A 24,558-nucleotide genomic window follows, 5' to 3' on the forward strand; every position below is an offset into this window, starting at 1 on the left:
CCTTGTTTTTCCTTACACCAGTTGATTCAGCCAGCCGGAAGGCTGCTGCTCTGAAGTTTGTGGTTCTGCATCCACCCAGTGCGGGTTCTGCGCTATCTCAGTGTCTGAGCCCCATTGCCGCTGACGCTGGCCTGACTGACCATCGCCTGTCTGTAACTGCAGCTGAATGTCCGCCCCTAACTTTTGCTGCAACTGCAACCGCAGCTGATCCAGGCCCTGAGCCATCAGCTCGCGGGTCTGACTGACGCTGCTGTTCAACTGCACCGAAACCTTGTCACCGTCCACGGCAATACTGAGCTCGACGGCTCCAAGGCTGGGCGGGTCAAGCCGGATCGTGGCTTTTTGCAGCCCCAGGCCAAATTGCAGTTCGGTTTTATCAGCCAGCAGGTGCATCAGACGCTGACCCAGTTGAGAAGGGTGAGAGCCAAGCAAAGGCTCGCTGCGCCAGACCGCATCCGTCTGTACCGTATTGAGCCTTGCCGGCACCAACTGACCGGTGCTGAATTCTGCCGGCTCAGTCGCCTCCGGGGTCAGCCCGGCGGAAACCAGCACAGGTTGCGACATCCCCGCCGCTGTTTTGGCAGCAAAAGCCGGAGACTGGCTGAACAATACCCCTTGAGCTGCGGCCACCCATTGAGAGGCCGAGCCAACAGGGGGAAGGCTTTGGTTTGGACTGGCCGGACTGAGGTGTTCAGTCGCCGGGGCCACAAGCTGCACCGGCGTCATTCGTTGCAACAGCTCTGCAGACGCAGCTGTTGTTACAACCTGCGCGGCTGCAGGCAATACAGGAACTGAGTCAACCCGCGAGACGACAGCCTGCAGCCCGGCCTCGGCAGCCACTGTGACCATCGAAACGCTGCTGGTATTCACCGGAGCAGGCCGCTGCACGTCAGGCCATGCGGACGCTGCCACAGCAGCCGTTGGCAGGACGGCTGTCTCTGTCGGCACGGACCCGGCGACCTGGATTGTTGCCGTTCTGGCAGACAGAACATCAGTGACTGGGCCAGAGACGAACCCGCTTTTTGCAGACGGAGCGGCACTGCCCCCAACAGGCAACGGCGGCAGGCTGACCGCTGAGACGGGGTGCTCAGCACCGGCGTCTGGGGCCTTTAATGCAGGCTCTGTCAACAGAGTGGCTGGCTGACGGGTCGCAGCCAGCAGCAGTTCCAGAATGGGATTTAACACTGAAGGTAAAGCGGTTTCCGGCTCTGGCACAGTCAGTGGCAGCTCCGGCAGGCTTGCGGGTGCCTGGGCCTCTGGCTCCTGCTCTGTCCAGTCCGGCTCCCCCCCCTCAGGCCAGTGCTGTTCTGTGGGCACCTCGTTGGCTGGCTGCACCACAACAGGCTGGGCTGAAGATGCCGTTGATACCGGATTCACTGCCAACAGATTCATGATTCTGTCCCGTCTGTGGTCTGACGATAGGCCAGCACACCGGCTTTGTTCTGCTGAAACTGCATCATCTTGAGCTCCAGCAGCTGTTGCTGCTTTTTCGCCAGTTGGATCAGTTGCAGGTACCGTTGAGTCAGCAGTTGCAGTTCAACCTTCAGGCTGGCGGCATTTGGCTGCGCCTTCAATTGTTGCACCAATGGCAGGATCTGACGGTCCAGCGCCTGCACCTGCAGCCATTTGCCATGCACTACAGCCTGATGCAACTGCAACAACAGGTGCTGAGTCTGCACCAAAACAGGTTCTGATTTTGCGAGCTGTACCGGCATGGAAGGCTTCCCACTAAACTGTATTCAGCTACAGTTCAGCAAAAAGCGAGCCAATAGTTAAGTTACTGATTTATATTGGGTATAATGGTGATTAACGAAGAAAGCGGAAGCATTACTTCCGCCAGGCGGAACCAGAGCCACTGCAGGGTTCCGCGCGCTGTGACAAGGGTCAGGCTCTGTGTTGCAACAGCGCCTGCCAGCCCTGATGCAGGTCCGTCATCACAGTGCGGACATCGGCCAGTTCCGTCAGGCTGTCGCGTAAACTGGCACGCAGTAAGGCCTGACCACAAAACTGATACAGGTTATGCATATTGACGGCAACTTCCCCACCTTTGTCCTGATCGAGGGATGCATCCAGCCCACCTAAAATCTTCAGCAGTTTTTCCACACTGGCGGCTTTTTTGTCGTGGCGTTTGGCCTGAATGTGGCCCTCGGTGCGGGCCAGCTCATCAAGGAAACCATCGAATAACATGCCGACCAGGCTGTGAATATCAGCGCCTGATGCTTTGACATTGACGCTGGTGTGTTGGTAGGCCTGATAGCCTGCAGCAAAATCAATCATAAAAACTCCGTTAACCAAACTGTGACATCGAACTTTCCAGCTGAGCAATAGTCACCTGCATTTGGGTAAACTGTGCCACATAACGCTGGTACACCTGCTCCATGGAATAGTCATGGCGCTTTTGCCGGGTGGTGACTAAGTCGATGCTACTCTGAATACTTTGTTGTTTGCTGGTGAGCAAACCAGCCCTTTTGGTGTAGGGCTCCAGCCGGGTTTGCATCTGACCGAACAGCCCGTCCTCAGCCACCAGCATTTGCTCCAGTTGCAAGGGGTCCTGCTCCAGTGCTTCGTTGAACTTTTCACTGTCCAGTTTCAGTACACCATTGCGGTCAAACTCCAGCCCTATGCTGGTTAACGTCTTGCCCTGAAACATTTGCTGAAAGCTGCTGCGCATCTGATTGCTGATGCTGCGCGCCATACTGTCAGATTTCAATGAGCTGTCTGAATTGATTTGTTTGATCAGGCTGTTGTAGCTGTCGACAAACTTCTGCAATTTTTCCTGCACCGCGGTGCTGTCCTGCGCGATGCTGATTTGCAGTGGGGTGTCACCAGCCTGTTGGGCTTTTTTCAGCTCAATGGTGACTCCGCTGATCACATTTTCCAGGGTATTGCTGGCGGAGGTCAGGCTGATGGCATTATCTGACCCAATACGGAATACAGCGTCCTGCGCCGATTTTAAGGTGGTCGCCCCAGCCACGGCTCCAGCGATATCTGCACCCGAGCTGTCGGCGCCCGGCACAAAATTCATACTGATGGTGTTTGCCGCGCCACTGTCTTCGCTGGTCAGCACCAGATAGGCCTGGCCATTGCTGCGCATCACTGTCGCCAGCACACCGCTGTTATCAGCCGCTTTATTAATGGCGGTGGCCAAATCACTGAGTTTGGCGCCGGCGGGTAAGGCAGACAGGTCCACCGCAAAACTTTCCCCTGCCACTGTCAGCTCAAACTGACCGTCGGTGGGCAACGTCTCGGTACTGCCAAAGGCTAAAGATAACTGATGCTGTTGCGCCAGCTTTTCAACAAAAATTTCGTAGCTACCCGCAGCGGCGTTGCCGTCTACGGTCATTTTAATGGCGGTTTCGTCGCTGACAGTGCCGCTATTGCTCAGCAGCTCTTTGTCTTTAACAAAACTGGTGAATAAATCATTCAGACTGGTCAGGCTGGTTTGCAGCTTGGTGTATGAATTCAGCAAACCGGTAAAGCGGGTCTGTTGTGCTTTCAGCACTTCGTCTTTGCTGGCCCGTTCAATCTGGGTGTATTGTGACGCCAGCGTCGCCGGGTCAATGCTGGAAAATGCCATAACTTAACTCCGTGACCATCTCTGAATAAAATGCCCCCAGCGCGTCGGGCCACTGGGGGACGGGTTGGAGAGTCCTTTCTCCGGGCTCGGTTAACGTAACAGCTGGCTCACCATCTGAGTGGTGGTGTTGGCTGTGCTCAGTACAGAGATACCTGAGTTCAGCAACAGCTGTTGTTTGGTCATATTTGACGTTTCTTTGGCAAAGTCCGCATCCATCAGCTGGTCGCGCGCTGCACCAGTGTTTTCAGTCATGTTAGACAGGTTATTGATGGTGTGATCCAGACGGTTCATGGTAGCACCCAGAGAAGACCGTGCTGCGCCAATATCGTCCAATAAGGTGTCAAGCGTATCGATTGCAGTCGATGAGTTAGCCTGACTGGTCAGGTCGCCGATAGTACCGATAGTGGTAGTGACGTTACCTAATTCAGTAGAGATATCTACATCCAGAGTTTCAGCTGAGCTTGCACCAATCTGGAAAGTCACTGCGCCCGCACCAAAAGTGCCCGCTGCTGAAAGCAGATTAGTGCCAGCACCGAAAGATGTGTTGTCCATGATGCTGGTCAATTCTTCAGCAAGAGCCTGATACTCAGAATCCAGAGCTGTGTATTCAGTCGCTGAGTTCGTACCGTTGGCACCCTGAGTCGCCAGCTCTTTCATACGATAAGCAATGTTGGTCATCTCTTCAAACGCGCCCTCAGCAGTCTGCATCATTGAGTTCGCATTGTTGGCGTTGCTGATGGCGGTTTCCTGACCCACCAGCTGAGCGCTCAGACGGCTGGCAATTTGTAAGCCGGCAGCGTCATCTTTTGCTGAGTTGATACGGAAACCTGTGCCTAAACGCTCCAGGGCTACACCCAGGCTGTCGTTAGTACGGTTTAACTGGTTACGGATAGTTGTAGCCGCTGCATTTGATTGAATTGATAAAGCCATGTTGGTTGCTCCTATGCACTATGGTCATAAGTAAAAAGCGGCGGGTACATTAGGGAACTGAAATTTTTTTTAAACTTTTTTATGCGGTTGTCCGGTGGCACAGGGCCGAGCATGCCCAATACAGAGCCTGCTCAAAAAAACTGCCTCCGGGAAGGAGGCAGAAGCTACAACAGGATAGAACGACGTCTTCCAAGGAAGAGGGGGGCGACCTGGCGCTGGCTAATCGGCCAGCGCAAATTCGACTAAAGAACGGGTGATCTGGCCTTGCGATAAAATGGCCGGGACTGTGGCCGCAGCACCAGCCTGCATTTGCAGTTTCAGTTCAGTACTGACCTGAACTGCCTGTTCTGCCTGCATCGATTCACCAGCCTGCTGCAGTGCATTGAGCTTATTCAGCAATAACTGCCGCTCGGCCTGCACCTGCCGCATCAACGCCTGCAGTTTTTGCTGTACCTGCGCCAGCTCAGCCTGATAAGCCTGTTGATTGTCCAGTTGCCTGGCCTGGTCAGCCAATAAAGTCAACGGGGTTTTCGCACTTTGCAGTTTCAGCTGAATAGGGTTTCCGGCGGCCAGCCGTATGCCTTCGCCCTGCACCTGCCAGGCCTGCTGCAGCAAAGCCGGTTGTTTCTGGCTGCTGAAAATCAACGCCTGGCCCTGAGCTTTCACCTCAATGCCAGCTTCGGCAAACACCTGCCGGATTTGCTGCAGGCTGCTGTCGGCCGACTGACCGGCGGCAAAATTCAGCTGCAACAGCTGGCCATTGCTCAGTTGCACTTTGACGTTTTCCGCCACTGGCCTTGGGCTTAATAAATCGATTTTCGGGTGCAGTTGCCACTGCTTCTGCTCTTGTGGCGCCGAAGCCAGCTGCAGCTCTGGCGTCAACGCCGAGTTTTTCTGTTTCAGCTGCTGTTCCAGTTGTTGCAGCTGCTGGCTCAGTTGCTGCTTTTGGCCTGAGCTTTGCGGTTGGTCCAGCTGACGCCGCAGTTGTTCCAGCTGCTGATACAGCTGGCGCAGTTGCTGCTCGGCCTGCTGGTTTTTGGCCAGTTGTTGCGCCACATCCGCCTTGACACTCCATTGACTCAGTGTGCTCAGCTGACGCTGCACCACTGAGCCCGCCTGCGTCGGGCTGCCAGCCTGCGCTGAAACCGCCGCTGCTGCTTTGTTCTCTGCGCGCTGGACCTGCTGGGTCTGGCCGGATTTGAGGCGTTCAATCAGCATGGGTCAGCCTCAGAGCAGACTGAACAGGCTCAGCTGTGACACCGAGCTGTACACTTTCAGTGTGGACTCATAGGAGGCCAGCGCATTGTTCATATCGATATAAGCCGAGGGGTAATGCACCGCATTGATATCGTCACGCAGGGTTTCGGTGAACTGGGCAATATCCACATTGGTATTTTTCAGCTCGTCCAACGAACTGACAGTACCGCCAATCTGTGTCAGTGCAGCCGTGGTCCGGCCCAGCATTGCTTCCAGTTCATCCAGCATCTGGCGCGATTCAGTGCCGGCACCCGTGGCTGGCGGAGCCTGCAACAAGGTTATATAGTCCTGCAACTCATTGATAAAGGCGGCACCAGGCGCTAACTGTGCACCGGTAATATTGGCACTGACCAGGGTTTCGGCAGACACGGCTACTTTGCGTACCTGGCCATCGCCCTGATAAATGTATTGGCCCGAGGCATCTTTGACAAAAGGTTGCTGATCAATTTCGCTGCCGGCAAACAGGTACTTGCCTTCGCCGTCGCGGGCATTCAGTAAATCCACTATACCGGGCAGTAATACATTCAGCTCGTTGGCCATCGCCTGCAATTCGTCTGTGCCATAGGAACCGTCGGCGGCCGCCGTGACCAGTGACTGCACCGACAACAGCAGGTTGTTGATACTGGACAGCTGGGTTTCCTGCTGGCTCAGGCTGTAAGTGGCCTGCTGCATGTTTTTGCCGTACTGCTCCAGCGTGGTCAGCTCGGAGTTCAGCCGCAAGGTCAGCACACTGCCCAGCGGGTCGTCAGAGGGTTTGGTAATACGTTCATTGGTTGCCATTTGCACCGACAGTTTGCTGTATCTGTCACTGCTGATCTGAATATTGCGAATGGCGGTCTGGTAAAACTGATCGGAACTGACACGCATCTCACTCTCCTCAGAACATGGTTATCAGGGTGTCAAACAGCTGACCTGCCGTGCTGACCACTTTGGCGTTGGCCTGATACAGCTGCTGGTAATACATCAGGTTGGCGGCTTCTTCATCGCGATTGACACCACTGATACTGCTGCGGGCTGTAATGGCTTTATCATTCAGTACCCCAGCAGTGCTGACGCTGGCCTGCACCTGTTTGCTCTGAATCGCCAGTTTGCCGATCAGGCTGTCGTAACCGGCGCCAACCCCCTGAATGGATTTCACCAGATTGACCAGATTGCCGTTATCGCCTTTGCCGCCGGAAGGCAGCCAGCCGCCGCTGCCATCATCGACCCGGCCCCGAAAAGCCAGCATATCGGTGCTCATCGCCGGGTTCAGCTTGATGGTGCCCAGCGGATCGGCGGCGTTATAGGCAAACAACGGTTCGCCTGGATTGCCGTTTAAATCAAAACCTTCCGCCAGCGCAGTGTTCACCCTGTCAGCAATGGTGCTGACCAGAACCCCTAATTCAGCGCGGGCCGGGTCCAGCACTTCGGATTTAACCCGCAACAAGCCACCCAGACTGCCCCCGGCCAACCCTGAAAGCGGAAATTCCTGGTTATTAAATTTGACACTGACTGCACTGCCGGCCACCGTCACCTGAGCTGCGGTACCGGACATCACCAAAGGGGCACCATTTTGCGCAGACACAGTGACACTGCCGTCTTCGGCTCTTAATACATCCACCTGCAGGTAACCGGACAAGGTCTGCAGTGTCTGTTCCTGCGTATCCAGCAGCACAGAAGTGTCGCGCCCCAAAGCCGCTTCTTTGCTGATTTTCTGGTTCAGCGCGGCCAACTCGGTCAGGGTCGAATTCATGTTTTCACCGACAGCCTGTAACTCAAACTCCAGCTTACTGATCTGTCCTGTTAAAGCTCCGTCCAGCTGTTGTAAATCCTGCACCATGGCTTCTGCTGACGACAGCACCTGCTGGCGGTACGCCGGGGACTCCGGCTGCACCAGTGCGGCGTTAAAGGATGAGTTCAGTTCAGCCAGCGCGTCATTCAGGTTCAGTGAATCTGTGCCCAACACTTCTTCCAGATACCCCAGATAATCCTGATAACTCTGGTAGTAATTCAGATCCGATTCGGTGCGCCAGATATCAGCATTGAGAAACTCGTCGACAATACGTTCAATTTTGGTCACCTTGACGCCATTTTGCGCGCCGTCGGCGGTCTGCAACACCACAGTCTGGCGGCTGTAGCCTTTGACGGCCGCATTGGCGACGTTCTGGCTGACCGTATTCAGGGCGGCAGACGACGCGTTCAGGCCAGAAATAGCGTTCGATAACATACTCATGATTCACCCTGACGCTTTGGAGTCAGTAACGGCTGCTGCAAGGCAGGCACTGAAAATTGCTGATACAACTCATCAGCGACAGGTTCAGCTGCCGACTTTAATTTATTTTCCGGCCCGTCCTGGGTCAGTGGTTCCAGCTGCCGCACAATTTGCTCCGCCAGCCCCAACTGACTGCGCCCTGCCATGGTCTGCGCCAGCTGGCTGTCGTGCATATCACGGAACAACTGGGAGGAAGAGCTGGAAAACATGCCATCTTCGCCGCTGATGGCTTCATTTGCCGCCCGCATGTTTTTCAGTACCAGCTGCAAAAACAAAGCTTCAAACTGTTCCGCACTTTGTTGCAAGGCTTCGGTCTCCGACAATCTGGCCGGTTGAATACGTTGAATTTGGGGGTCAAACGCCAGTCCCTGGGTCCGTTGTAATTGCACTTTGTCCATTAAATCACCACCAGATCGGCATCCAGCGCGCCGGCTTTGTCCAGAGCCAGCAGTATCGACATCAGCTCAGTTGGCGTTGCTCCCAGGCTGTTGACGGCCTGCACTATGGTGTCCAGCGAGGTGCCTTCCGGCCACAACAGCATATTGGCGTTTTGCTGAGTCACATCAACACCGCTGTTTTGCACCGGCACTGTTTCGCCCTGACTGAAGGGCAACGGCTGAATAGCGCCCTGTTGTTCAGAAATTGTAATGGTCAGGTTGCCATGACTGACGGCGGCGCGTTTCACCCGCACCAGGTCATTGATCACCACGGTGCCGGTACGGCTGTTGAACACCACCCGGGGCCGCTGCGAGCCTTCTTCGACTGTTAAGTCCTGCAGCATCGCCATAAAGGTGGTGCGGTTATCCGGGTCCAGCGGTGCGCTGACCACCAGTTTGCTCCAGTTTTCCGCTTTGGCCACCGAAGGGCCAAAGGTGTTATTGATGGCGGTGACCACATTACGCGCTGTTTTGTAATTGGGTTTCTTCAGGTGCAGTACCACGTCTGGCGACTGCTGCAAGCTGTCCACACCGCGTTCAATAATGGCACCGCCAGGTATAATGCCGGCAGTAGGCACGTTTACGGTCACCGAGCTGCCGTTTTGGCCTTCGGCCTTAATACCCCCCACCACCAGATTGCCCTGCGCCAGCGCATAGACTTTACCGTCCACCCCACGCAAGGGCGTCAGCATCAGACTGCCGCCATGCAGGCTTTTTGCATCCCCCAGTGAGGTGACCGTCACGTCAATGGCCTGACCGGCACCGGCCATAGGCGGCAAGGTTGCCTGAATAGCCACAGCAGCGACGTTTTTGGACTTTGGCAGATTGCTTTCATCCAGCTGCACACCAAACTGTTTCAACATATTGTTCAGCGACTGAGCGGCAAATTTGACCTGGGCTTTGTCACCCGAACCAGGTAAACCCACCACCAGACCGTAACCCACCAGCTGGTTGTCCCGCACCCCCTGAATATCCACTATATCCAGCAAAGGACGGGGAGCTGCCTCCACAACCTGGCTGCTGCAACAGGCCAGCACACAGCACAACAGCGCAAACAAACGCATACACAGCTCCGTTAAAACAGGTTCAGATAAGTTGAAAATAAGCTGGTCAGCCAGCCCGGCTCTGCCGCATCGGCCAGGGTGCCTTTACCGGCATAGGTAATGCGGGCATCCGCGATACGCTGTGACGACACGCGGTTGGTGACATCAATATCTTCAGGCCGCACTATGCCCTGCAGCCGGATGTATTCATCGCCCTGATTCAGCCGGATCCACTTCTCGCCACGGATCGCCAGTGCACCGTTTGACAAGACTTCTGTGACCCGCACTGTAATGGCGCCCTGCAAAAAGTTTTGCTGACTGGCACTGCTTTCACCGCTGTAGCTCTGGCCCGATTCAAACTGACCACGGAAGCGGGAGGTGTCTCTGTTGCCAAGCAAAGGCAAGGCACCGGCAATTTCGCTGCTGCGGTCCAGCTGACTGTCGGCACTTTTGCTGGACTGGGTGCGTTCGTTCAGCGACACCGTCAGAATATCCCCCACCCGGTAGGCTCGTTTGTCTTCAAACAAAGTGAACATGTAGGAGTCGGAATACAGGCTGCCGTCTGTCACCACACTTTGTTCTGCACTGCCCATTTGCACCGGTTTTTCGCGCTGCCAGTCGGCTTCATCGGCCAGCGGGCTGTCCGGGGTGCTGCTGCAGCCGGTCAACCACAGCAATGCCAGAAGGATCAGAGGCCACATCACTGCTCTCCCGTTACATGCTCTGGCTGATGTAATTCAGCATATCGTCAGCGGCACTGACCACTTTGGCGTTCATTTCATAAGCCCGTTGCACCGCAATCATATTGACCATTTCGTCCACCACGCTGACGTTGGAACCTTCCAGCGTGCCTTGCTGCAACTGACCAAAAGCCTCTTCGCCCGGAATACCTTCCAAAGCTTCACCTGAACCCGCTGTGGCACGGTACAGGTTGCCACCCAAGGCTTCCAGACCGGCTGGATTCACGAAGTTCACCGTCAGGATCTGACCCAGCTCCACCAGTTCGTCCTGGCCCGGCACCTGAGCGGTGACAATACCGTCACGGCCAACCGTGATTTTGGTCGCCTCAGGTGGCACCACAATGTTTTGCGCCAGTGGCAGACCATTGCCATTGGTGATCAGGCCATCGGCGTTTAAATGAAACTGGCCGTTGCGTGAATACAGCAGCTCCCCATCCGGGCTTTCCACCTGGAAAAAGCCCTGACCGCCAATGGCCAGGTCCAGCTGATTGCCTGTCGTCTCAAAGCTGCCTTCGGTAAAGATTTTCTGGGTGCCATTCACCCGCACCCCGGTGCCAACCTGAATACCGGCCGGCACCTGGTTCAATTCGTCGGCCTGAGTACCGGGCTGACGCTGCACCTGATAAAACAGGTCTTCAAACACCACCCTGTCCTTTTTAAAGCCGACTGTATTGACGTTGGCCAGGTTGTTGGAAATGGTGGTCATCCGCATGTCCTGTGCCGCCAGACCGGTTTTACTTACCCATAAAGCAGAATTCATGTTGTGGTCCTCTGTGCGGGCCTTAGCCGCTGATTAATTTGTTGCCACTGGTCGCCAGTTCGTCGGCGGTTTTCATCATGCGCAGGTTCAGTTCAAACTGACGGCTGACATTCATGGTGCTGACCATTTCTTCCACTGCATTGACGTTGGAACCTTCCAGTACACCTGTGCGCAGGCTGATGGCATCGGACTGCGCCAGCTCCTCTTCGCCCTGAGGCCGGAATAAACCGTCGGCGCCTTTGAGCATGGTCATGCCTTCGGAGTCAACCAGTTTGATCCGCTCCGCCTGCTCCACCACCCCACCACCAACGGGCAGCAGGTTAATAGTGCCGTCTGTCCCAATATCGATATCGCCAAACTCCGGCAACTGAATAGCGGCACCACCGCCTAAGACTGCAAACCCATTGACGGTCAAGGCGCCATCGGCCCCCACCTGCAGCTCCCCAGCACGGGTGTAGGCTTCCTTACCAGCGGCATCCTGCACTGCAATAAAGCCTTTGCCGTTAACAGCCACGTCCAGGTCCCGACCGGTTTCCATCATGGCCCCGGGCTGAATGTCGGTGGCCACTGGCAGCAGCTGCGCCTGAAAGCGGGTGCGGTACCCATCGCCGGAAATCTGCATGGCTCTGGCCTGTTCCATATCCGCCTTAAAGCCGGTGGTATTCACATTGGCCAGGTTGTTGGCGGTGATCCGCAGTGCAGTTTGCGCCAGTTCAGCGCCGGAAACCGCGGTGTGGATTAAACGTTCCATGCCTTACCCCTTACACAGCGTTAAACAGCACCTGCATCATTTCGTCGGCAGTGCTGATGGTTTTGGCGTTGGCCTGGTAGCTTTGCTGGAAGGACATTAAATCCACCAGTTGCTTGCTGATATCGACGTTGGAACCTACATAAGCACCGGCTAATACCGCACCAAAGTTGCCTTCAGAGGGCACCCCCATTAAGGCAGCGCCGGATTGTTCGCTGGCATACCAGGTGGTGTTATTGGCGCTTTCCAGGCCTTGTGGGTTGGCAAAATTGGCCAGCACTACCTGGCCTTGCAGTTTGGTCTCGCCATTGGAGAAAGTGGCCAGCACTTTGCCGTCTTCCGACACCGAGACGCCGGTAAACTCACCCGAGGTGTAACCGTCGGCATTGTTTTCATACAGGCCAAAGGCACTGCCAAACTGGGTCGATTTCACCAAATCCAGCTTGATACTCATGGCGCTGGCACCAGTGGGGAAAAAGTCTATGGTAAATTCCCGCACATCAGACGGGTCTGTCACGTTGTTATCCAATGCCGGTGCTGTACCGTCCAGCGGACGTAACTGACCGTCCGAGCCAAAAGTCATGCGTACCACAGCCACATTATTCACTGGTGTACCTGCACTGTTGTTGGCATCAATGGGGCTGTCTGGGCTTAACATGCCTGCCGGAAATGCGGTGTCGAGCATCGGCTCACCATCCATGTAATACACCACATCCCACTGATTGCCCCCGGTGTGGTTAAAGTACTGGGTTAAGGTGTGGCTGTTGCCGAGTGAATCAAACACTTCGGTTGATTGTGAATAGTTAAAGGCCGTACCGTCTTTCGGATTAAACACTGCAGTGTAAGGAATTAACGGGCTGCCTGAATTCAGGTTCAGTGAAAAATTCACCGTTTCAGTGGCTTTGGCCGGGATATTCCCCGCTTCCACTTTCAGACCGGTTAACACGCCAGGCACCAGGTTACCCTGGTCATCAATGCCATAGCCCTGCAGCTGGTTACCATTATTGGTGATCAGGTTACGCTGATCATCCAGCTTAAACTGACCGGCCTGGGTATACGCCAGACGGCCGTTTTCAGAAATCACAAAAAAACCTTTGCCGGTAATGGCTAAATCCAGGCTTTGGCCTGTCGACACCAGGGTGCCTTGCTTTTCAAAATTTTCGCTGGTGGCCGACACGCCGACACCGCTGCGCTGACCATTGTTGTAGATGGCGGAAAATTCTGTGCTGGCCGTTTTGTAGCCGGCGGTGCCTGAATTGGCGATATTGTTTGAGGTCACTTCCAGCGCTTTTTGGGTGGTATTCAGGCCACTCAGGCCAATATTAAACATAGACATAACGTTCTCCTTTAGCCCTGAGTTGCTTTGGTCAGCTGATTGATATCAAAAAGGTAATGATTCCCCAGGCCATTCACCTGCAGAATAATGTCATCCGGCCCTGTGCCAACCGATACCCGCTCCACTGTACTGCTCAGATACAGAGGGGCTTTTTGTTTGCTCTGGCCTGCGGTGACTTCCGCTTCTACGCGGTACACCCCGGCGTCCTGGCTGTCAAAAGCAAAACGGAAGGTGCCAATGCCGGGCTGTTGTAGTTGCTGTTCAGCCACCAGCTCGCCGTCCTGGTCATAGAGGCGGAAGCTGACGTGATCGACTTCGGCCCCCAGATTCAGCGCACCGCTGATCGGGCCATCCTGTTCCAGCACTATGGTGTCGGCCTCAACATCCACGCGTTGGCCCACCATGCCGGTGGCTTCCAGCGCCTGCAGGCTTTGCATGTACTTCAGTTGGCTGGCGGCCTGGGTGTTCAGATTTTCCAGACTTTCGACACTGCTGAATTCCGCCAGCTGGCTGACATACTGAGTACCGTCCATCGGGTTCAGTGGGTTCTGGTGGCTGATTTGCGCCACCAGTAACTCAAGAAACATACTGGATAACCCGGCCGCATCGGTTTTGCCATTGCTGCTGATGCTGCTGCCCGGGGTGTTGTTATTCACCTGACTGTTATTGCTGACGGCTGACATAAGATTCCTTATTGCCCCAGTTTCAGCAGGCTCTGCTGCATACTGGACACTCGGTTCATGACTTCCACTGAGGTTTGGAAAGCACGCGAAGCCGACATCATGTCAGCCATTTCAGCCACCGGATTGACATTGGAATAAAACACCATGCCATTGCCGTCAGCCAGCGGGTTGTTGGGTTCAAAGCGCTGTTCAACGCTGCGGTCAGACTGCACCACCCCCAGGGTCTGCACCTGAGCAGACACAGAGCGGTTATCAAAATCCTGGCTGTACAGTGCAGAAAATACCGGCTTGATCGCGCGATAGGCGGTTGCTTCGCTGGCGGCCGCTGTGTCGGCATTCGCCAGGTTGGACGCCACTGTGTCCAGCCGCATCACCTGCGCCCGCATGGCGCTGCCACCGATGTCATAAATAGCCGAAAACGACATGCTTATTCTCCTTTGATGGCTTTATGCAAGCCGCCAATTTTCATATTCAGGAAGGTCAGGCTGGTCTGAAAGTCCATGCTGTTGGCCGCGAAATTGGCCTGCTCCACACTGAGCTCTGCGGTATTGCCATCAGCCGACGGCTGGTTTGGCACCCGGTACAGCAGTTGCTGGCGCAGGTCTGCACTGCTGAAGCGGCCCCCTTCGCGGTTGCTGATATCCGACTCGATATTTTGCAGAATGCTTTTGTAATCCAAATCACGGGCCTGAAAACCCGGGGTGTCCACGTTGGCCAGGTTGCCGGAAATAATCTCGGCTCTGTCCAGCCGCAGTTGCAGTGAAAAAGGATGTACACCTAAAGCTTTGTCAAAAAATTCCATCGTTGTATCCTGTAGCAGGCGATACTGCTTAGGTACAAAGTCTGTGCCATACTTTAAAGGCCAAACATTTCAATGTGTTACATAACAAAACCTCGGCAACGGCAACGAAAAGCGGAAGCACAGCTTCCGCTATGGAAGCAGCTGTTTTTCCTCCTGCTCTGGCCTGGCACCAGTCTGGCCGCTGGCCTGGAACAGCAAATTCAGCAGGCGATCCATCAGGAGGTCCGTCAGTTCAGCCTGAAACTTGGCGGCCCGGCCCGGCCAAAAACCCGGATCAGCCTGAACCTGCCTGCCGCCTTGCAGGACAAAGCGGCCTGCAGCGGCCTGCAGATCAGTCGCGGTAACCCTCAGCAGGCCCCCTGGGGCCGGGTCAGTTACAGCCTGAACTGCCCAGCCCCTCAGAGCTGGCAAAGCCGCGCCACAGCACAAGTGCAGGTCTGGCTGCCGATCGTGGTCAGCAGCAGGGCGCTGCAGCGGGATGAAGTCTTGACGGCCCAGATGCTGAAGCTGGAACTGACTGAACTGCGTCAGTCCCGGCTGGACCCGGAGTTACAGATAGAACCTTTGCTTGGCATGCGGACCAAACGCCGGCTGAGTGCCGGTCAGCCGGTCAGCCGGCATCTGCTGGAAGCCCAGTTGCTGGTACGCAAAGGCCAGCACGTGATCATTCAGGTGAAAACAGCCGATTTTGCCGCCAGCACCACAGGGGTCGCACTGGAGGATGGCGTATTGCATCAGCGTATCCGGGTGCAGAACAGCAGTTCCGGCGCTGAACTGGAAGCGGAAGTGGTCGCTGAAGATACGGTGCAAACTTTATTCAGAAAAGATTAAAGTTCTGCCGCTGCGGCGTCGCTTAAGATAACTAACAAGAGATTACAGACAGGTGCGTTATGCTGAAAATTGACCAGTACAACCCGGTTCAGGCCTTGAAAAAAGCAGGCCCGCAGACAGAGCAACAGCCCGTAAAAGCCGGCCACCCAACAACGGCTGACTCTGGCAATGCGCATGTGGTAGACGCCGCCAGCCGCCATTTGCAACACAGCTTCGACCAGCTTGGCCAACAAAGTGAGGTCGACCTGGACAAAGTAGCAGCCATTAAGCAGGCACTGGCGTCCGGCCAGTTTAAGCTGAACGACGCACAAACCGCCCAGGATATTCTGGAGTTCCACAAGAAATGAGCCAACAGGCGCTGAAGCTGATTATCCAGAGCCTGCAGCAGGATCAGCAGTTGCTGCAGCAATTATCGCCCTTGTTGCAAAAGCAATATGTGCTGCTCAGCCTGCGTAAAAGTGCCGAACTGGAGCTGATCAATCAGCAGGCCACGGCGCTGCTGTCACAGGTTCAGCGCAATCATCAGCAGCGTCAACAGGCGATGTCCGAACTGCAACTGCCACTCACAGCACAGGGTTTTGCCCGGTTGCTGCAAAAACTGCCTGTTGCCATTCGCGATGCCAGCGAAGATTTACTGCAAAAAGTACAGCGCCACACCGAACTCTGCCAACGTCTGAACCAGAAAAACGGCGAGCTGCTGGCGCAACAACGCCGCCTGTTACAACGCCTGCTCGGCCAACACGACCAGCAAAGTTACCCGCAACTGAGCTTCTGACTGGCCGCAGTTGCGACTTAATCCAGCCGCTTTTTAAAACCTAAGGTCGCCAGCGTCAGACCAATCAGCGCGAAGACCAGCAAGGCCCCCAGGTCAGGCAGCAATTGCAGCCAGTGAGCGTCACGCAGCACCACAGCGCGGATCATGCGTACAAAATGGGTGGCCGGTAACACTTCGGCCAGCCATTGCACAGGCTTTGGCATCGCGACAAAAGGAAACATAAAACCCGACAGCAAAATGGACGGCAGCAGAATAAACACCGTCATCTGCATGGCTTCCAGCTGGGTTTTGGCTTTGGTGGAAATCAGCAGACCCAACGTCAGGCTGGCCAGAATAAAGGCCAGGGTCACCATAAATAACGACACCAGATCCAGCGGCAACGGCACAGCAAACAACAGGTGGCCCAAACCCAGAATCAGGCCGGTCTGGATAAAACCAATGCAGAGGTACGGCAAAATTTTCCCCAGCATCAGCTCCAGCGGTTTAATAGGCGTATTGATCAGAAACTCCATATTGCCCTGCTCGCGCTCGCGCACTATGGCCGCCGAGGTAAACAGAATCATGGTCATGGTCAGGATCACCGCCACCAGCCCGGGTACAATATTCACGGCCGTGCGCCGCTCGGGATTAAAGTAATGCACCACCGCCAGCGCCCCTTGTTGTGGGCTGCCCTGCAGCAACTGAGTCTGGCCTATTGGCAGTTGTTGCAGACTGTGAATGGCGCCGGACAAGGTGGGGTCTGACGCATCGGTCAGCCACTGGGCCAAGGGCCTGGCAACCAGATGACCGGCAGCCTGCCCCAGCCGCCAGTCGGACAAACGGCGCTCAAAATCCTGGGGAATATAAAGCACTGCGCTGACCTGGCCAGTGGTAATGGCCTGTTCGGCTTGTTGCACTGAGTCAAAACTTTGCACAAACAACACGGCCTGACTGGCCTGCAAATCCTGCACCAGCTCGCGCGAGCCTGAGGTGCCGGCAAAATCCACCACCCCGACCGGCACATCCCGTACATCGGTATTAATGGCAAAACCAAACAGCATCAGCTGAATAAGCGGGATCATCACAATCATCGCAAAGGTAATGCGGTCACGCGCCAGCTGACGCAGCTCTTTAAACACTATGGCACCGGTTCTAATGAGTGCTGACATAAGCCCTCCCGGTATGAGCCACAAACACATCTTCCAGCGAAGGCCGCGCCTGCTCTGCACGGACGCCCTCCGGCAGCAAAGGCTGCAGCTCAGACCAATCGGCCGCTGGCTGACGCAGCAACACCCGCAGGCTTTGCCCAACCTGAGCCACCGACAACACAGCGGACTGCTGCTCCAGCTGTAGTTTCAATGCCCGCAGTTTGTCACCGCGCAGTTCCAGCACCCGGCCCTGCAACTGTTGCATCAGTGCGGCCGGGTTGCCGTCAATGCGTTTTTGCCCCAGCTCCAGTATCGCCAGTTGGTGGCAACGTTCGGCTTCGTCCATATAGTGGGTGGACACCAGAATGGTGGTGCCCTGGTCGCTTAAATCGAACAGCCGCTCCCAGAAGTCACGCCGGTTTTCCGGGTCCACTGCCGAGGTGGGCTCATCCAGAAACAGCAAAGCAGGCTGATGCATGGTGGCCGCAGCCAGCGCCAGCCGCTGTTTCTGACCACCACTTAAAGCACCGGCCCGCACTTTTTGTTTGTCTTCAAGATGGTACAGCGCCAGCAGTTCTTTGCAGCGCTGAGCCCGGTGGGCGCTGCTCAGACCATAAATCTGCCCGACAAACTGCAGGTTTTCCTGCACCGACAAATTGTCGTACAAAGAAAACTTCTGCGTCATATACCCCACCTGCTGGCGCAGCTGTTCGGCCTGGCGCGGCAGTTCCAGCCCCAGCACCTTCAGCTGGCCACTGCTGGGGGTCAGCAACCCGGTCAGCATACGGATGGAGGTGGATTTGCCACAACCATTTGGGCCCAGAAAGCCATAAATGGAGCCCGCCTGCACTTGTAAATCCAGCGCGTCCACCGCGGTATAATCGCCAAAACGCCGGGTCATAGCTGTGACATCAATAGCCCACTGAGTCATGGCAGCACCAATTGCACTGGCAGACCCGATGGCAGTTTTTCAGCGCCGGTCAGGTCAATTTCGGTCAGAAACACCAGCCGGGCCCGGTCTTTTTGCTGCAAGGCATAGTGCGGGGTAAAGCTGGCTTCGCTGGCAATTTTGCGAACTTTGCCGACAAGCGGGGCGGACAGACCATCCACCTGAACCTGCACCACGGAACTGAGCTGCACTTTAGCCAGATAAGGCTCCGGCAGATAGACCCTGGCATAAGGCGCCTCATCGGCCGACAAAATGGCTGCCACGGCCCCTTGCGGTATGCGCTCACCTAACTTGTAGGGCAAATCCTCCAGCAGGCCACGACGGGTGGCGACAATGCTTAAATCGGCCAGCTTTTTTTGCTCCTGCGCCAGCACCATCTGCTGTGCCTGCACTGCGGCTTCTGCCTGCAACAGCACTTCAGACCGGCTGCCGTGCTGTAGCTCCTGCCACTGTTCACGGGCGCTGCGGACCGCCGCTGTTGCGGCTTTATGGGCCGCCACCGCGTTGTCCAAATCGGCCTGACTGTTTAGCTTCTGGCTGCGCAGCTGACGTTGCCTTGCCAGTTGTTGCTGCGCCAGCTGTTGTTCGGCCTGCAGTCGCTGCACTGTGGCGGCAGCAGCGGCTATTTGTTCCTCCCTGTTGCCATTTTGTCGTTCCAGCAGCACTGCCTCCAGTCGCCGCAGCTCGGCCTGGGCCTGCGCCACCCGGTATTTCTGGCTGCTGTCATCCAGCTGCAGCAGCAAGTCGCCTTGTTGCACCAGGCTGCCTTTGCTCACAGGGCTTTGCACCACCAGCTCAGTGCTGGTGGCCAACAAACTGATACGGTCACGCTCCAGGGTGCCAAAAGCTGCTACCTGCGATTCGCCCTGACAACCAGCCAATACCAGCAGCCCCAGGACCAGCGGCCCATGGCTTAATTTAAACATTCTGCTTCTCCTGATCGGGTACCAGACCACTGTGCAACAGCTGCTGCTGGTGTTGCCCCAGCTGGGTTAAAAAATGCGGGGTCATGGCAATCCCCAGTTGTTGTTTCACTACGTCGGGCATTAAAAACGGGAAGATCGCCAGGCTGACACAGGAAACTATGGCGTTCAGCGGATCACACTCAGGCTTCAACCGGCCTGGTTCACGCATATAGCGCTGCAGCTGGCTGATCATCTGCTGAAACATCTGACCAAAAATTTTGCTGACAATACGGTGCTCCGCCGAGTCCGGGTCGTGCAAGGAACGGAAGATCAGTTTAGGCAGCTCGGGGGCCTGCCCCATCAGTTGGTAATAGGTCTGAATAAACAGCGCTGGGCTGCTCTGGCTTTTTTGCTGGTTTTGCTGGTGGACCAGCTGGGCTAAAGGCTGAATGGTTTCAGTGACAACGGCCTCAAACAGGCCAGCTTTGTCCTGAAAGTAATACCGGATCATCGCCGCATTGACGCCAGCCGCTTCGGCTATCTGCCGGGTCGACACTTTGGCGTAACCTTTTTTCGAAAACAGCAGCCGGGCATGGTGCAACAGCTGCTGACGGATTTGACTGTCCCCTGACGGACGACCTGCATGCTCCGGCATGGTTTACCCCGTAATTCATCAGTTGATGAATATGCTAGAGGCTGCACGCCAAATGCTCCAGCTGATTAATTCTCCACCAGCTGTCGCTTTGATGAATTCTACCCGTCGTACTTGAAGCTGCAGCTTTGTTGGCTGCACCATCTCGCCCCAGTCACATAGGGTCACTATGCTCCTGGGGTCTCACTGGCTTGCCGCCTCCCTGCCACTTCAAGTGACTTGGGCATATACCCGTCGGACTTGAAGCTGCAGCTTTGTTGGCTGCACCATCTCGCCCCAGTCACATAGGGTCACTATGCTCCTGGGGTCTCGCCGGCTTGCCGCCTCCCTGCCACTTCAAGTGACTTGGGTAAAGCGGGTGGGTTCAGACCAAACAGCAGGCAGAGCACAGAAGACCGGCGAATCCCTTCATAGGCCAAGGCGCCACTGCCCAGGGTGCAGAGCAGGATCAGCAGCGCCTCCGGCCCTGCGGGCAGCGCCAGCGGTTTCAGTACCATGGCAAAGACAATAATCAGCGTTTGATGCAACAGGTACCAGGGCAGAATGGCCTGATTACAATAAGTCAGCCAGCTGCTGTTGCGCCCGGCCAGGTAGCGGCCGGCATAACCCAGAATGGCTAGCAAAAAGCCCCAGTGGTTCAGCACCACCACCAGAACAACGATCAGCATCAGCCACCACTGGGTGCCTGCCGGGTCTTCCAGAGAGTCAAACCACTGGTGGCGGTCAGCAATAATCAGTGCATAACTCAGCAGCGCCAGCCCCAGCCAAAGCCGGCGGTAACGCAGCAGCTGCGCCCACCAGTGAGACTGACGCGCCAGCACAAAACCAGCCAGAAACACCGGCAGGTATTTGGCATGGTTATACCAGTCATCGACCAGGGCATGCGTGCTGGGGTACAGCGGTTTTAACCAGTACCAGGCCGCTGCCAGCACCAGCAACACCGCCACCAACGCCAGCCAGGCCGGCCAGTGCTGTGCCTGTTGTACCAGCCACTGCAATAATGGCAACGCCACCAACGCCAGCAGGCTGTAACACCAGAGGTATGGAATAAACCAGGCGTGGTTCCAGGTCAGCAGGCCAATAGGGCTCTGGTGCTCCGGCAATAACTCAGTCCAGGGGTTGATGTACTGCTGCCAGAACTTAAAATAGCCAGGTTCAATCAGTTGCTGGCTCAGTGCTTCAAAATACACCTGCGGCACCACCAGCACCGCCATGGTCAACAGCAGCGGGACCAATAAACGTTTGGAACGCAGCCCCAGCAGGCGCAAGGGCGGGTATTTTTGACAGACCAGGCTAAGCGCCATACCGCTGAGTAAAAACAGCAGCGACATCCGCCAGGGATTGGTGAAGATCATCAGGTCCTGCAACCAGACCTGCGGCTGGTCAGTTTTTACATGCCAGCCCCAGTCGGCCACATAATACATGCCCAGGTGGTACAGGATCAGAATGGCAAAGGCCAGACAGCGCAGCCAGTCCAGTTCATATCGACGTTCAGTGTCAGTTCGTGTCATGCTAAACCTCCTTCAGTTGACAGCCGCACTGTGCCTGAACAGGCGGGGACAAGGGAGCTGAAGTGGTTCTGAGGTGGTAGTCGGGGATAAGAGGTGGCTGATGGGGACGAAAAATCCGGGCTGGTTTGCATTGATAGATAAAAACCCGGCGCTCTGGGGTTATCTGGGACTGACGCTTTATCTGTTGTTGAATAACAGCATCAATGCCAGCTCGGTCTGGATAGAGCACAGCCGCGACCCAGGCAATAGCTTGTTATGGTGGGAACCCTGGCTCTGGGAGTTCAGCAGCCTGTTATCGACCCTGTCGCTCTGCCCACTGCTGTTCTGGTTTTTCCGCCATTACCCGCCGCGTTTCAGTGCGCTGCGCCAGCAGTTACTGGCGCATGCACTGGCCAGTCTGCTGTTCAGCCTGAGCCATATCGGCCTGATGGTGTTGCTAAGGGAACTGGTGTACCACTGGCAGGACATGGGCTACGACTTTGGGCCTTTGGCCCGCGAACTCTGGTACGAATACCGTAAAGATGTCTGGGGTTACCTGTTTTTGCTGACAAGCCACCAGTTGCTGGGTTTTGTCTGGCGCCGGTTAAAAGGCGATGCCAGGCTGATCGCCGAACAAGCCGACAAAATTGATACCACAGAAGCCGCAGCTGTTGCTCCGAAACACTTTTTGGTGCGCAAGCTGGACAAAGAGTTTCTGGTGAAAGTGGCCGACATTGACTGGCTGGAAGCCAATGGCAATTATGTTAATCTGCACAGCGCAGGCCGGATTTACCCGCTGCGGGCCACGCTGGTACAGCTATGCAGTCAGTTGGAAGCTCAGGGTTTCAGCCGCATTCACCGCAGTTTGGCTGTCAACCACCAGGCGATCCGCAGCATCAGCTATGAAGCCAGTGGTGACGGTGAAATTGAGCTCAACACAGGCCAGCGGCTGGCCTTGTCCCGACGTTATAAAGAACAACTTCGCAATCAATTCCGGCAAGGAGAACCAATATGACTCCGGCTATTCTGACCGCACGCCGCGCCGGTATTCGCTTTGACGTGTTGGAATATGGCCACGACCCGGCGGCCACTTCTTATGGTCTGGAAGCGGCCGAAAAACTGCAGTTGCCACCTGAGCAGGTCTTCAAGACCTTGGTGATCCAGCTGGACGGCAGCGAATTACTGGTCGCCCTGGTGCCGGTGCAGCATCAGCTGGACCTGAAAGCACTGGCCCGCCAGGCTGGTGGTAAAAAAGCCCAGATGGCCGACGCCGCTTTGGTGGAACGGACCACCGGCTATGTGCTGGGCGGTGTCAGCCCGCTGGGGCAGAAAAAACCTCTGCGAACCCTGATAGACAGCAGCGCCAGCGACTTTGCCCAGATCTATGTCAGCGCAGGCCGGCGTGGACTGGAACTGCAACTGGCCCCTGCCGATTTAGCCGCCTGCTGCCGCGCCGTCTTTGTGCCATTAGCCCGCTAATCCTAAGGGGTCAGGTCTTGTGGGCTTTTGGGGTCAGGTCTTGAATTTTGCATTGAAACGCAAAATTCAAGACCTGACCCCAGTGCTGGCCTGACCTCACTCCTGGCCGCTATTCGGCGGACAAACCAGTGCTAACGCCTCAGCAACAGGGAATTCACTTTACTTCGGCTTTAAAATCACTAAGATGGCGGCATCATCTTTTTTCGCCACAGGCCTATGAAACCCGACCGAAGGTGCGCTGCAATCCAACCGATTGTAGCGTCTGACAACCTGAAACCAACCGACAGCCCGCGTCAGGCGGCTGTGGTTATTGCCTTTGGTTATTTGCCTGCAGCGCAAGCCTTTCTGATCCCCGCCACTTGGGTGGCGATGGCGGTATCAAACCTTCATTCAGCTTTTTCAGCACCTGCCCGGATGGCAGGTCGCTATCCTTTTTCTTAATACGCGGAGCATATAGAAACTTTATGGAAATTTTCATTCTTGTCGGTTTGATCGTCTTGAATGGTATTTTTGCGATGTCTGAAATTGCGCTGGTCACAGCGCGGAAATCGCGATTGACGGCCCTGGCGCATGGCGGCAGCAGTTCTGCCAAAATAGCGCTGAAGCTGGCGGAAGACCCGACCCAGTTTTTATCAACAGTGCAGATCGGTATCACCTCCATCGGTATTCTGAACGGTATTTTCGGTGAATCTATCCTGGCTGAGCCTTTTTCCATCTGGCTGCAAAGTTACGGCATGCCACTGAACATCGCCAGCGTACTGTCCACTGTGCTGGTCGTTATTGTGGTCACTTATGTGTCTATTGTGGTCGGTGAACTGGTGCCCAAACGTGTTGGCCAGGTGTCGGCCGAAACCATTGCCTGTCTGATTGCCAAACCTATGGCACTGCTGGCGGTGGTGACCAAACCTTTTGTCTGGATGTTGTCTGGTTCAACCCACGCGCTGATGCGGTTACTGGGCTTTAACCAGCAAATGGGCGACAACGTTACCCATGAAGATATTCAGGCCTTGTTGCAGGAAGGCTCCAGTGCCGGTGTGATCGAACACAGCGAACACGCCATGGTGAAAAACGTATTCCGGCTGGACGAGCGCAGCATTTCATCCTTGATGGTGCCGCGCTCAGACATCATCTTTCTGGACGTGAATCAGCCACTGGAAGAAAACCTGAAGCGGGTGATGCAGTCACCGCATTCGCGGTTCCCAATTTGCCGCAACAACATCGATGATGTGGTGGGTATAGTTTCAGCCAAACAGCTGCTGGCCCAGTCGATTGCCGGCAAAAACATCCAGATTGCCACGCTCGCCAAACCGGTCAACTTTGTGCCGGACAGCCTGTCAGGTATGGAATTACTCGACCATTTCCGCACCAGCGGCAGTCAGATGGTATTCGTAGTGGACGAATACGGCGACCTCAAAGGTATGGTCACACTGCAGGACATGATGGACGCCTTAACCGGTGAATTCGAACAGCAGGATGACGACGAAAAAATGGTGATCCGTCGCGAAGACGGCAGCCTGCTGCTGGACGGTTTATTGCCGGTCATTGACCTGAAAGACACGCTGGACATTAAACAGCTGCCTGAAGAAGACGAAGGCCGTTACCAAACCCTGAACGGTTTGTTGATGTACCAACTGGGCCGTATCCCGCAAACCACAGACGTGCTGGAAATTGCCGGCTGGCGCCTGGAAATTCTGGATATGGACGGCAAACGTGTCGATAAAGTGCTGGCTGAAAAACTGCCAGAGCAAATGCTTGACGAAGATTTAATGGATTAATGCGCAAAGCG

Annotated in this window: 28 protein-coding genes; 6 read left to right on the forward strand and 22 right to left on the reverse strand. The window is 55.5% G+C overall.

Features of this window, described 5'->3' with window-relative positions; translation table 11 throughout:
* Positions 1-12: 12 nt before the first annotated feature.
* The 17 genes from WKJ04_RS07545 to flgB form a co-directional block, all read right to left on the reverse strand.
* Positions 13-1,392, reverse strand: a complete 1,380-nt coding sequence (locus WKJ04_RS07545; protein WP_337879867.1) for a flagellar hook-length control protein FliK — start codon at positions 1,390-1,392, stop codon at positions 13-15.
* Positions 1,389-1,715, reverse strand: a complete 327-nt coding sequence (locus WKJ04_RS07550) for a hypothetical protein (RefSeq protein WP_337879868.1) — start codon at positions 1,713-1,715, stop codon at positions 1,389-1,391. The genes WKJ04_RS07545 and WKJ04_RS07550 overlap by 4 nt, the downstream gene beginning before the upstream one ends.
* A 169-nt stretch (positions 1,716-1,884) precedes the next feature.
* Positions 1,885-2,277, reverse strand: coding sequence for a flagellar export chaperone FliS (fliS, locus tag WKJ04_RS07555; RefSeq protein WP_337879869.1), 393 nt, complete (start codon positions 2,275-2,277; stop codon positions 1,885-1,887).
* 10 nt (positions 2,278-2,287) lie between these two features.
* Positions 2,288-3,577, reverse strand: a complete 1,290-nt coding sequence (gene fliD / locus WKJ04_RS07560; RefSeq protein ID WP_337879870.1) for a flagellar filament capping protein FliD — start codon at positions 3,575-3,577, stop codon at positions 2,288-2,290.
* Positions 3,578-3,667: 90 nt separating this feature from the next.
* Positions 3,668-4,507, reverse strand: a complete 840-nt coding sequence (locus WKJ04_RS07565; protein ID WP_337842394.1) for a flagellin — start codon at positions 4,505-4,507, stop codon at positions 3,668-3,670.
* Between the two features lie 219 nt (positions 4,508-4,726).
* Positions 4,727-5,725: a hypothetical protein gene (locus WKJ04_RS07570; RefSeq protein WP_337879871.1), complete on the reverse strand. Its 999-nt coding sequence runs from the start codon at positions 5,723-5,725 to the stop codon at positions 4,727-4,729.
* Positions 5,726-5,734: 9 nt separating this feature from the next.
* Entirely contained in the window at positions 5,735-6,631 is an 897-nt protein-coding gene (gene flgL / locus WKJ04_RS07575) for a flagellar hook-associated protein FlgL (RefSeq protein ID WP_337879872.1), read from the reverse strand.
* A 10-nt stretch (positions 6,632-6,641) separates the two neighbouring features.
* The gene (gene flgK, locus WKJ04_RS07580; RefSeq protein WP_337879873.1) at positions 6,642-7,976 is read right to left on the reverse strand and encodes a flagellar hook-associated protein FlgK; all 1,335 of its coding nucleotides are present in this window, start codon (positions 7,974-7,976) and stop codon (positions 6,642-6,644) included.
* Positions 7,973-8,413 carry a rod-binding protein gene (locus WKJ04_RS07585; RefSeq protein WP_337879874.1) on the reverse strand — a complete coding sequence of 147 codons (441 nt, stop codon included), beginning with the start codon at positions 8,411-8,413 and terminating at the stop codon, positions 7,973-7,975. Before WKJ04_RS07585 ends, flgK begins: the two co-directional genes overlap by 4 nt.
* Positions 8,413-9,516, reverse strand: coding sequence for a flagellar basal body P-ring protein FlgI (locus WKJ04_RS07590; RefSeq protein WP_337879875.1), 1,104 nt, complete (start codon positions 9,514-9,516; stop codon positions 8,413-8,415). The genes WKJ04_RS07585 and WKJ04_RS07590 overlap by 1 nt, the downstream gene beginning before the upstream one ends.
* Positions 9,517-9,527: 11 nt before the next feature.
* Positions 9,528-10,196 carry a flagellar basal body L-ring protein FlgH gene (locus WKJ04_RS07595; RefSeq protein ID WP_337879876.1) on the reverse strand — a complete coding sequence of 223 codons (669 nt, stop codon included), beginning with the start codon at positions 10,194-10,196 and terminating at the stop codon, positions 9,528-9,530.
* Positions 10,197-10,209: 13 nt separating this feature from the next.
* Positions 10,210-10,995: a flagellar basal-body rod protein FlgG gene (gene flgG / locus WKJ04_RS07600; protein WP_337879877.1), complete on the reverse strand. Its 786-nt coding sequence runs from the start codon at positions 10,993-10,995 to the stop codon at positions 10,210-10,212.
* A 22-nt stretch (positions 10,996-11,017) separates the two neighbouring features.
* The gene (locus WKJ04_RS07605; protein ID WP_337879878.1) at positions 11,018-11,746 is read right to left on the reverse strand and encodes a flagellar basal body rod protein FlgF; all 729 of its coding nucleotides are present in this window, start codon (positions 11,744-11,746) and stop codon (positions 11,018-11,020) included.
* A 10-nt stretch (positions 11,747-11,756) separates the two neighbouring features.
* Positions 11,757-13,079, reverse strand: coding sequence for a flagellar hook-basal body complex protein (locus WKJ04_RS07610; protein ID WP_337879879.1), 1,323 nt, complete (start codon positions 13,077-13,079; stop codon positions 11,757-11,759).
* Between the two features lie 11 nt (positions 13,080-13,090).
* On the reverse strand, positions 13,091-13,762 hold the full coding sequence (locus tag WKJ04_RS07615; RefSeq protein WP_337879880.1) for a flagellar hook capping FlgD N-terminal domain-containing protein: 672 nt from the start codon (positions 13,760-13,762) through the stop codon (positions 13,091-13,093).
* 8 nt (positions 13,763-13,770) lie between these two features.
* The gene (flgC, locus tag WKJ04_RS07620; RefSeq protein ID WP_337879881.1) at positions 13,771-14,187 is read right to left on the reverse strand and encodes a flagellar basal body rod protein FlgC; all 417 of its coding nucleotides are present in this window, start codon (positions 14,185-14,187) and stop codon (positions 13,771-13,773) included.
* A gap of 2 nt (positions 14,188-14,189) precedes the next feature.
* Positions 14,190-14,564 (reverse strand): flagellar basal body rod protein FlgB, encoded by a 375-nt coding sequence (gene flgB / locus WKJ04_RS07625; protein WP_337879882.1) that lies wholly within the window; start codon positions 14,562-14,564, stop codon positions 14,190-14,192.
* 72 nt (positions 14,565-14,636) lie between these two features.
* Here flgB and flgA point away from each other — a divergent pair, with 72 nt between their 5' ends.
* From flgA to flgN, 3 genes are read left to right on the forward strand one after another with little or no spacing between them, the layout of a single operon-like run.
* Positions 14,637-15,395, forward strand: coding sequence for a flagellar basal body P-ring formation chaperone FlgA (gene flgA / locus WKJ04_RS07630; RefSeq protein ID WP_337879883.1), 759 nt, complete (start codon positions 14,637-14,639; stop codon positions 15,393-15,395).
* 59 nt (positions 15,396-15,454) lie between these two features.
* Positions 15,455-15,742 carry a flagellar biosynthesis anti-sigma factor FlgM gene (flgM, locus tag WKJ04_RS07635; protein WP_337879884.1) on the forward strand — a complete coding sequence of 96 codons (288 nt, stop codon included), beginning with the start codon at positions 15,455-15,457 and terminating at the stop codon, positions 15,740-15,742.
* Positions 15,739-16,170, forward strand: coding sequence for a flagellar export chaperone FlgN (gene flgN, locus WKJ04_RS07640; RefSeq protein ID WP_337879885.1), 432 nt, complete (start codon positions 15,739-15,741; stop codon positions 16,168-16,170). Before flgM ends, flgN begins: the two co-directional genes overlap by 4 nt.
* A gap of 17 nt (positions 16,171-16,187) precedes the next feature.
* Here flgN and WKJ04_RS07645 read toward each other — a convergent pair whose 3' ends face one another.
* The 5 genes from WKJ04_RS07645 to WKJ04_RS07665 all read right to left on the reverse strand — a co-directional run bounded on the left by WKJ04_RS07645 (position 16,188) and on the right by WKJ04_RS07665 (position 21,314).
* Positions 16,188-17,318 (reverse strand): ABC transporter permease, encoded by a 1,131-nt coding sequence (locus WKJ04_RS07645; RefSeq protein WP_337879886.1) that lies wholly within the window; start codon positions 17,316-17,318, stop codon positions 16,188-16,190.
* Positions 17,302-18,228, reverse strand: a complete 927-nt coding sequence (locus WKJ04_RS07650; RefSeq protein WP_337879887.1) for an ABC transporter ATP-binding protein — start codon at positions 18,226-18,228, stop codon at positions 17,302-17,304. The genes WKJ04_RS07645 and WKJ04_RS07650 overlap by 17 nt, the downstream gene beginning before the upstream one ends.
* Positions 18,225-19,172: an HlyD family efflux transporter periplasmic adaptor subunit gene (locus tag WKJ04_RS07655; RefSeq protein WP_337879888.1), complete on the reverse strand. Its 948-nt coding sequence runs from the start codon at positions 19,170-19,172 to the stop codon at positions 18,225-18,227. Before WKJ04_RS07655 ends, WKJ04_RS07650 begins: the two co-directional genes overlap by 4 nt.
* Complete coding sequence (locus WKJ04_RS07660) at positions 19,165-19,806, reverse strand: TetR/AcrR family transcriptional regulator (protein WP_337879889.1); 642 nt, start codon at positions 19,804-19,806, stop codon at positions 19,165-19,167. Before WKJ04_RS07660 ends, WKJ04_RS07655 begins: the two co-directional genes overlap by 8 nt.
* 290 nt (positions 19,807-20,096) lie before the next feature.
* Positions 20,097-21,314, reverse strand: a complete 1,218-nt coding sequence (locus tag WKJ04_RS07665; protein ID WP_337879890.1) for an acyltransferase family protein — start codon at positions 21,312-21,314, stop codon at positions 20,097-20,099.
* Between the two features lie 100 nt (positions 21,315-21,414).
* Here WKJ04_RS07665 and WKJ04_RS07670 point away from each other — a divergent pair, with 100 nt between their 5' ends.
* From WKJ04_RS07670 to WKJ04_RS07680, 3 genes are all read left to right on the forward strand, one after another.
* The gene (locus WKJ04_RS07670) at positions 21,415-22,308 is read left to right on the forward strand and encodes a LytTR family DNA-binding domain-containing protein (protein ID WP_337879891.1); all 894 of its coding nucleotides are present in this window, start codon (positions 21,415-21,417) and stop codon (positions 22,306-22,308) included.
* Complete coding sequence (gene ybaK / locus WKJ04_RS07675) at positions 22,305-22,772, forward strand: Cys-tRNA(Pro) deacylase (protein WP_337879892.1); 468 nt, start codon at positions 22,305-22,307, stop codon at positions 22,770-22,772. Before WKJ04_RS07670 ends, ybaK begins: the two co-directional genes overlap by 4 nt.
* 464 nt (positions 22,773-23,236) lie before the next feature.
* Positions 23,237-24,547, forward strand: a complete 1,311-nt coding sequence (locus WKJ04_RS07680; protein ID WP_337879893.1) for a hemolysin family protein — start codon at positions 23,237-23,239, stop codon at positions 24,545-24,547.
* Positions 24,548-24,558 lie beyond the last annotated feature (11 nt).

Source organism: Rheinheimera sp. (assembly GCF_037442345.1).
Taxonomy (GTDB): Bacteria; Pseudomonadota; Gammaproteobacteria; order Enterobacterales; family Alteromonadaceae; genus Pararheinheimera.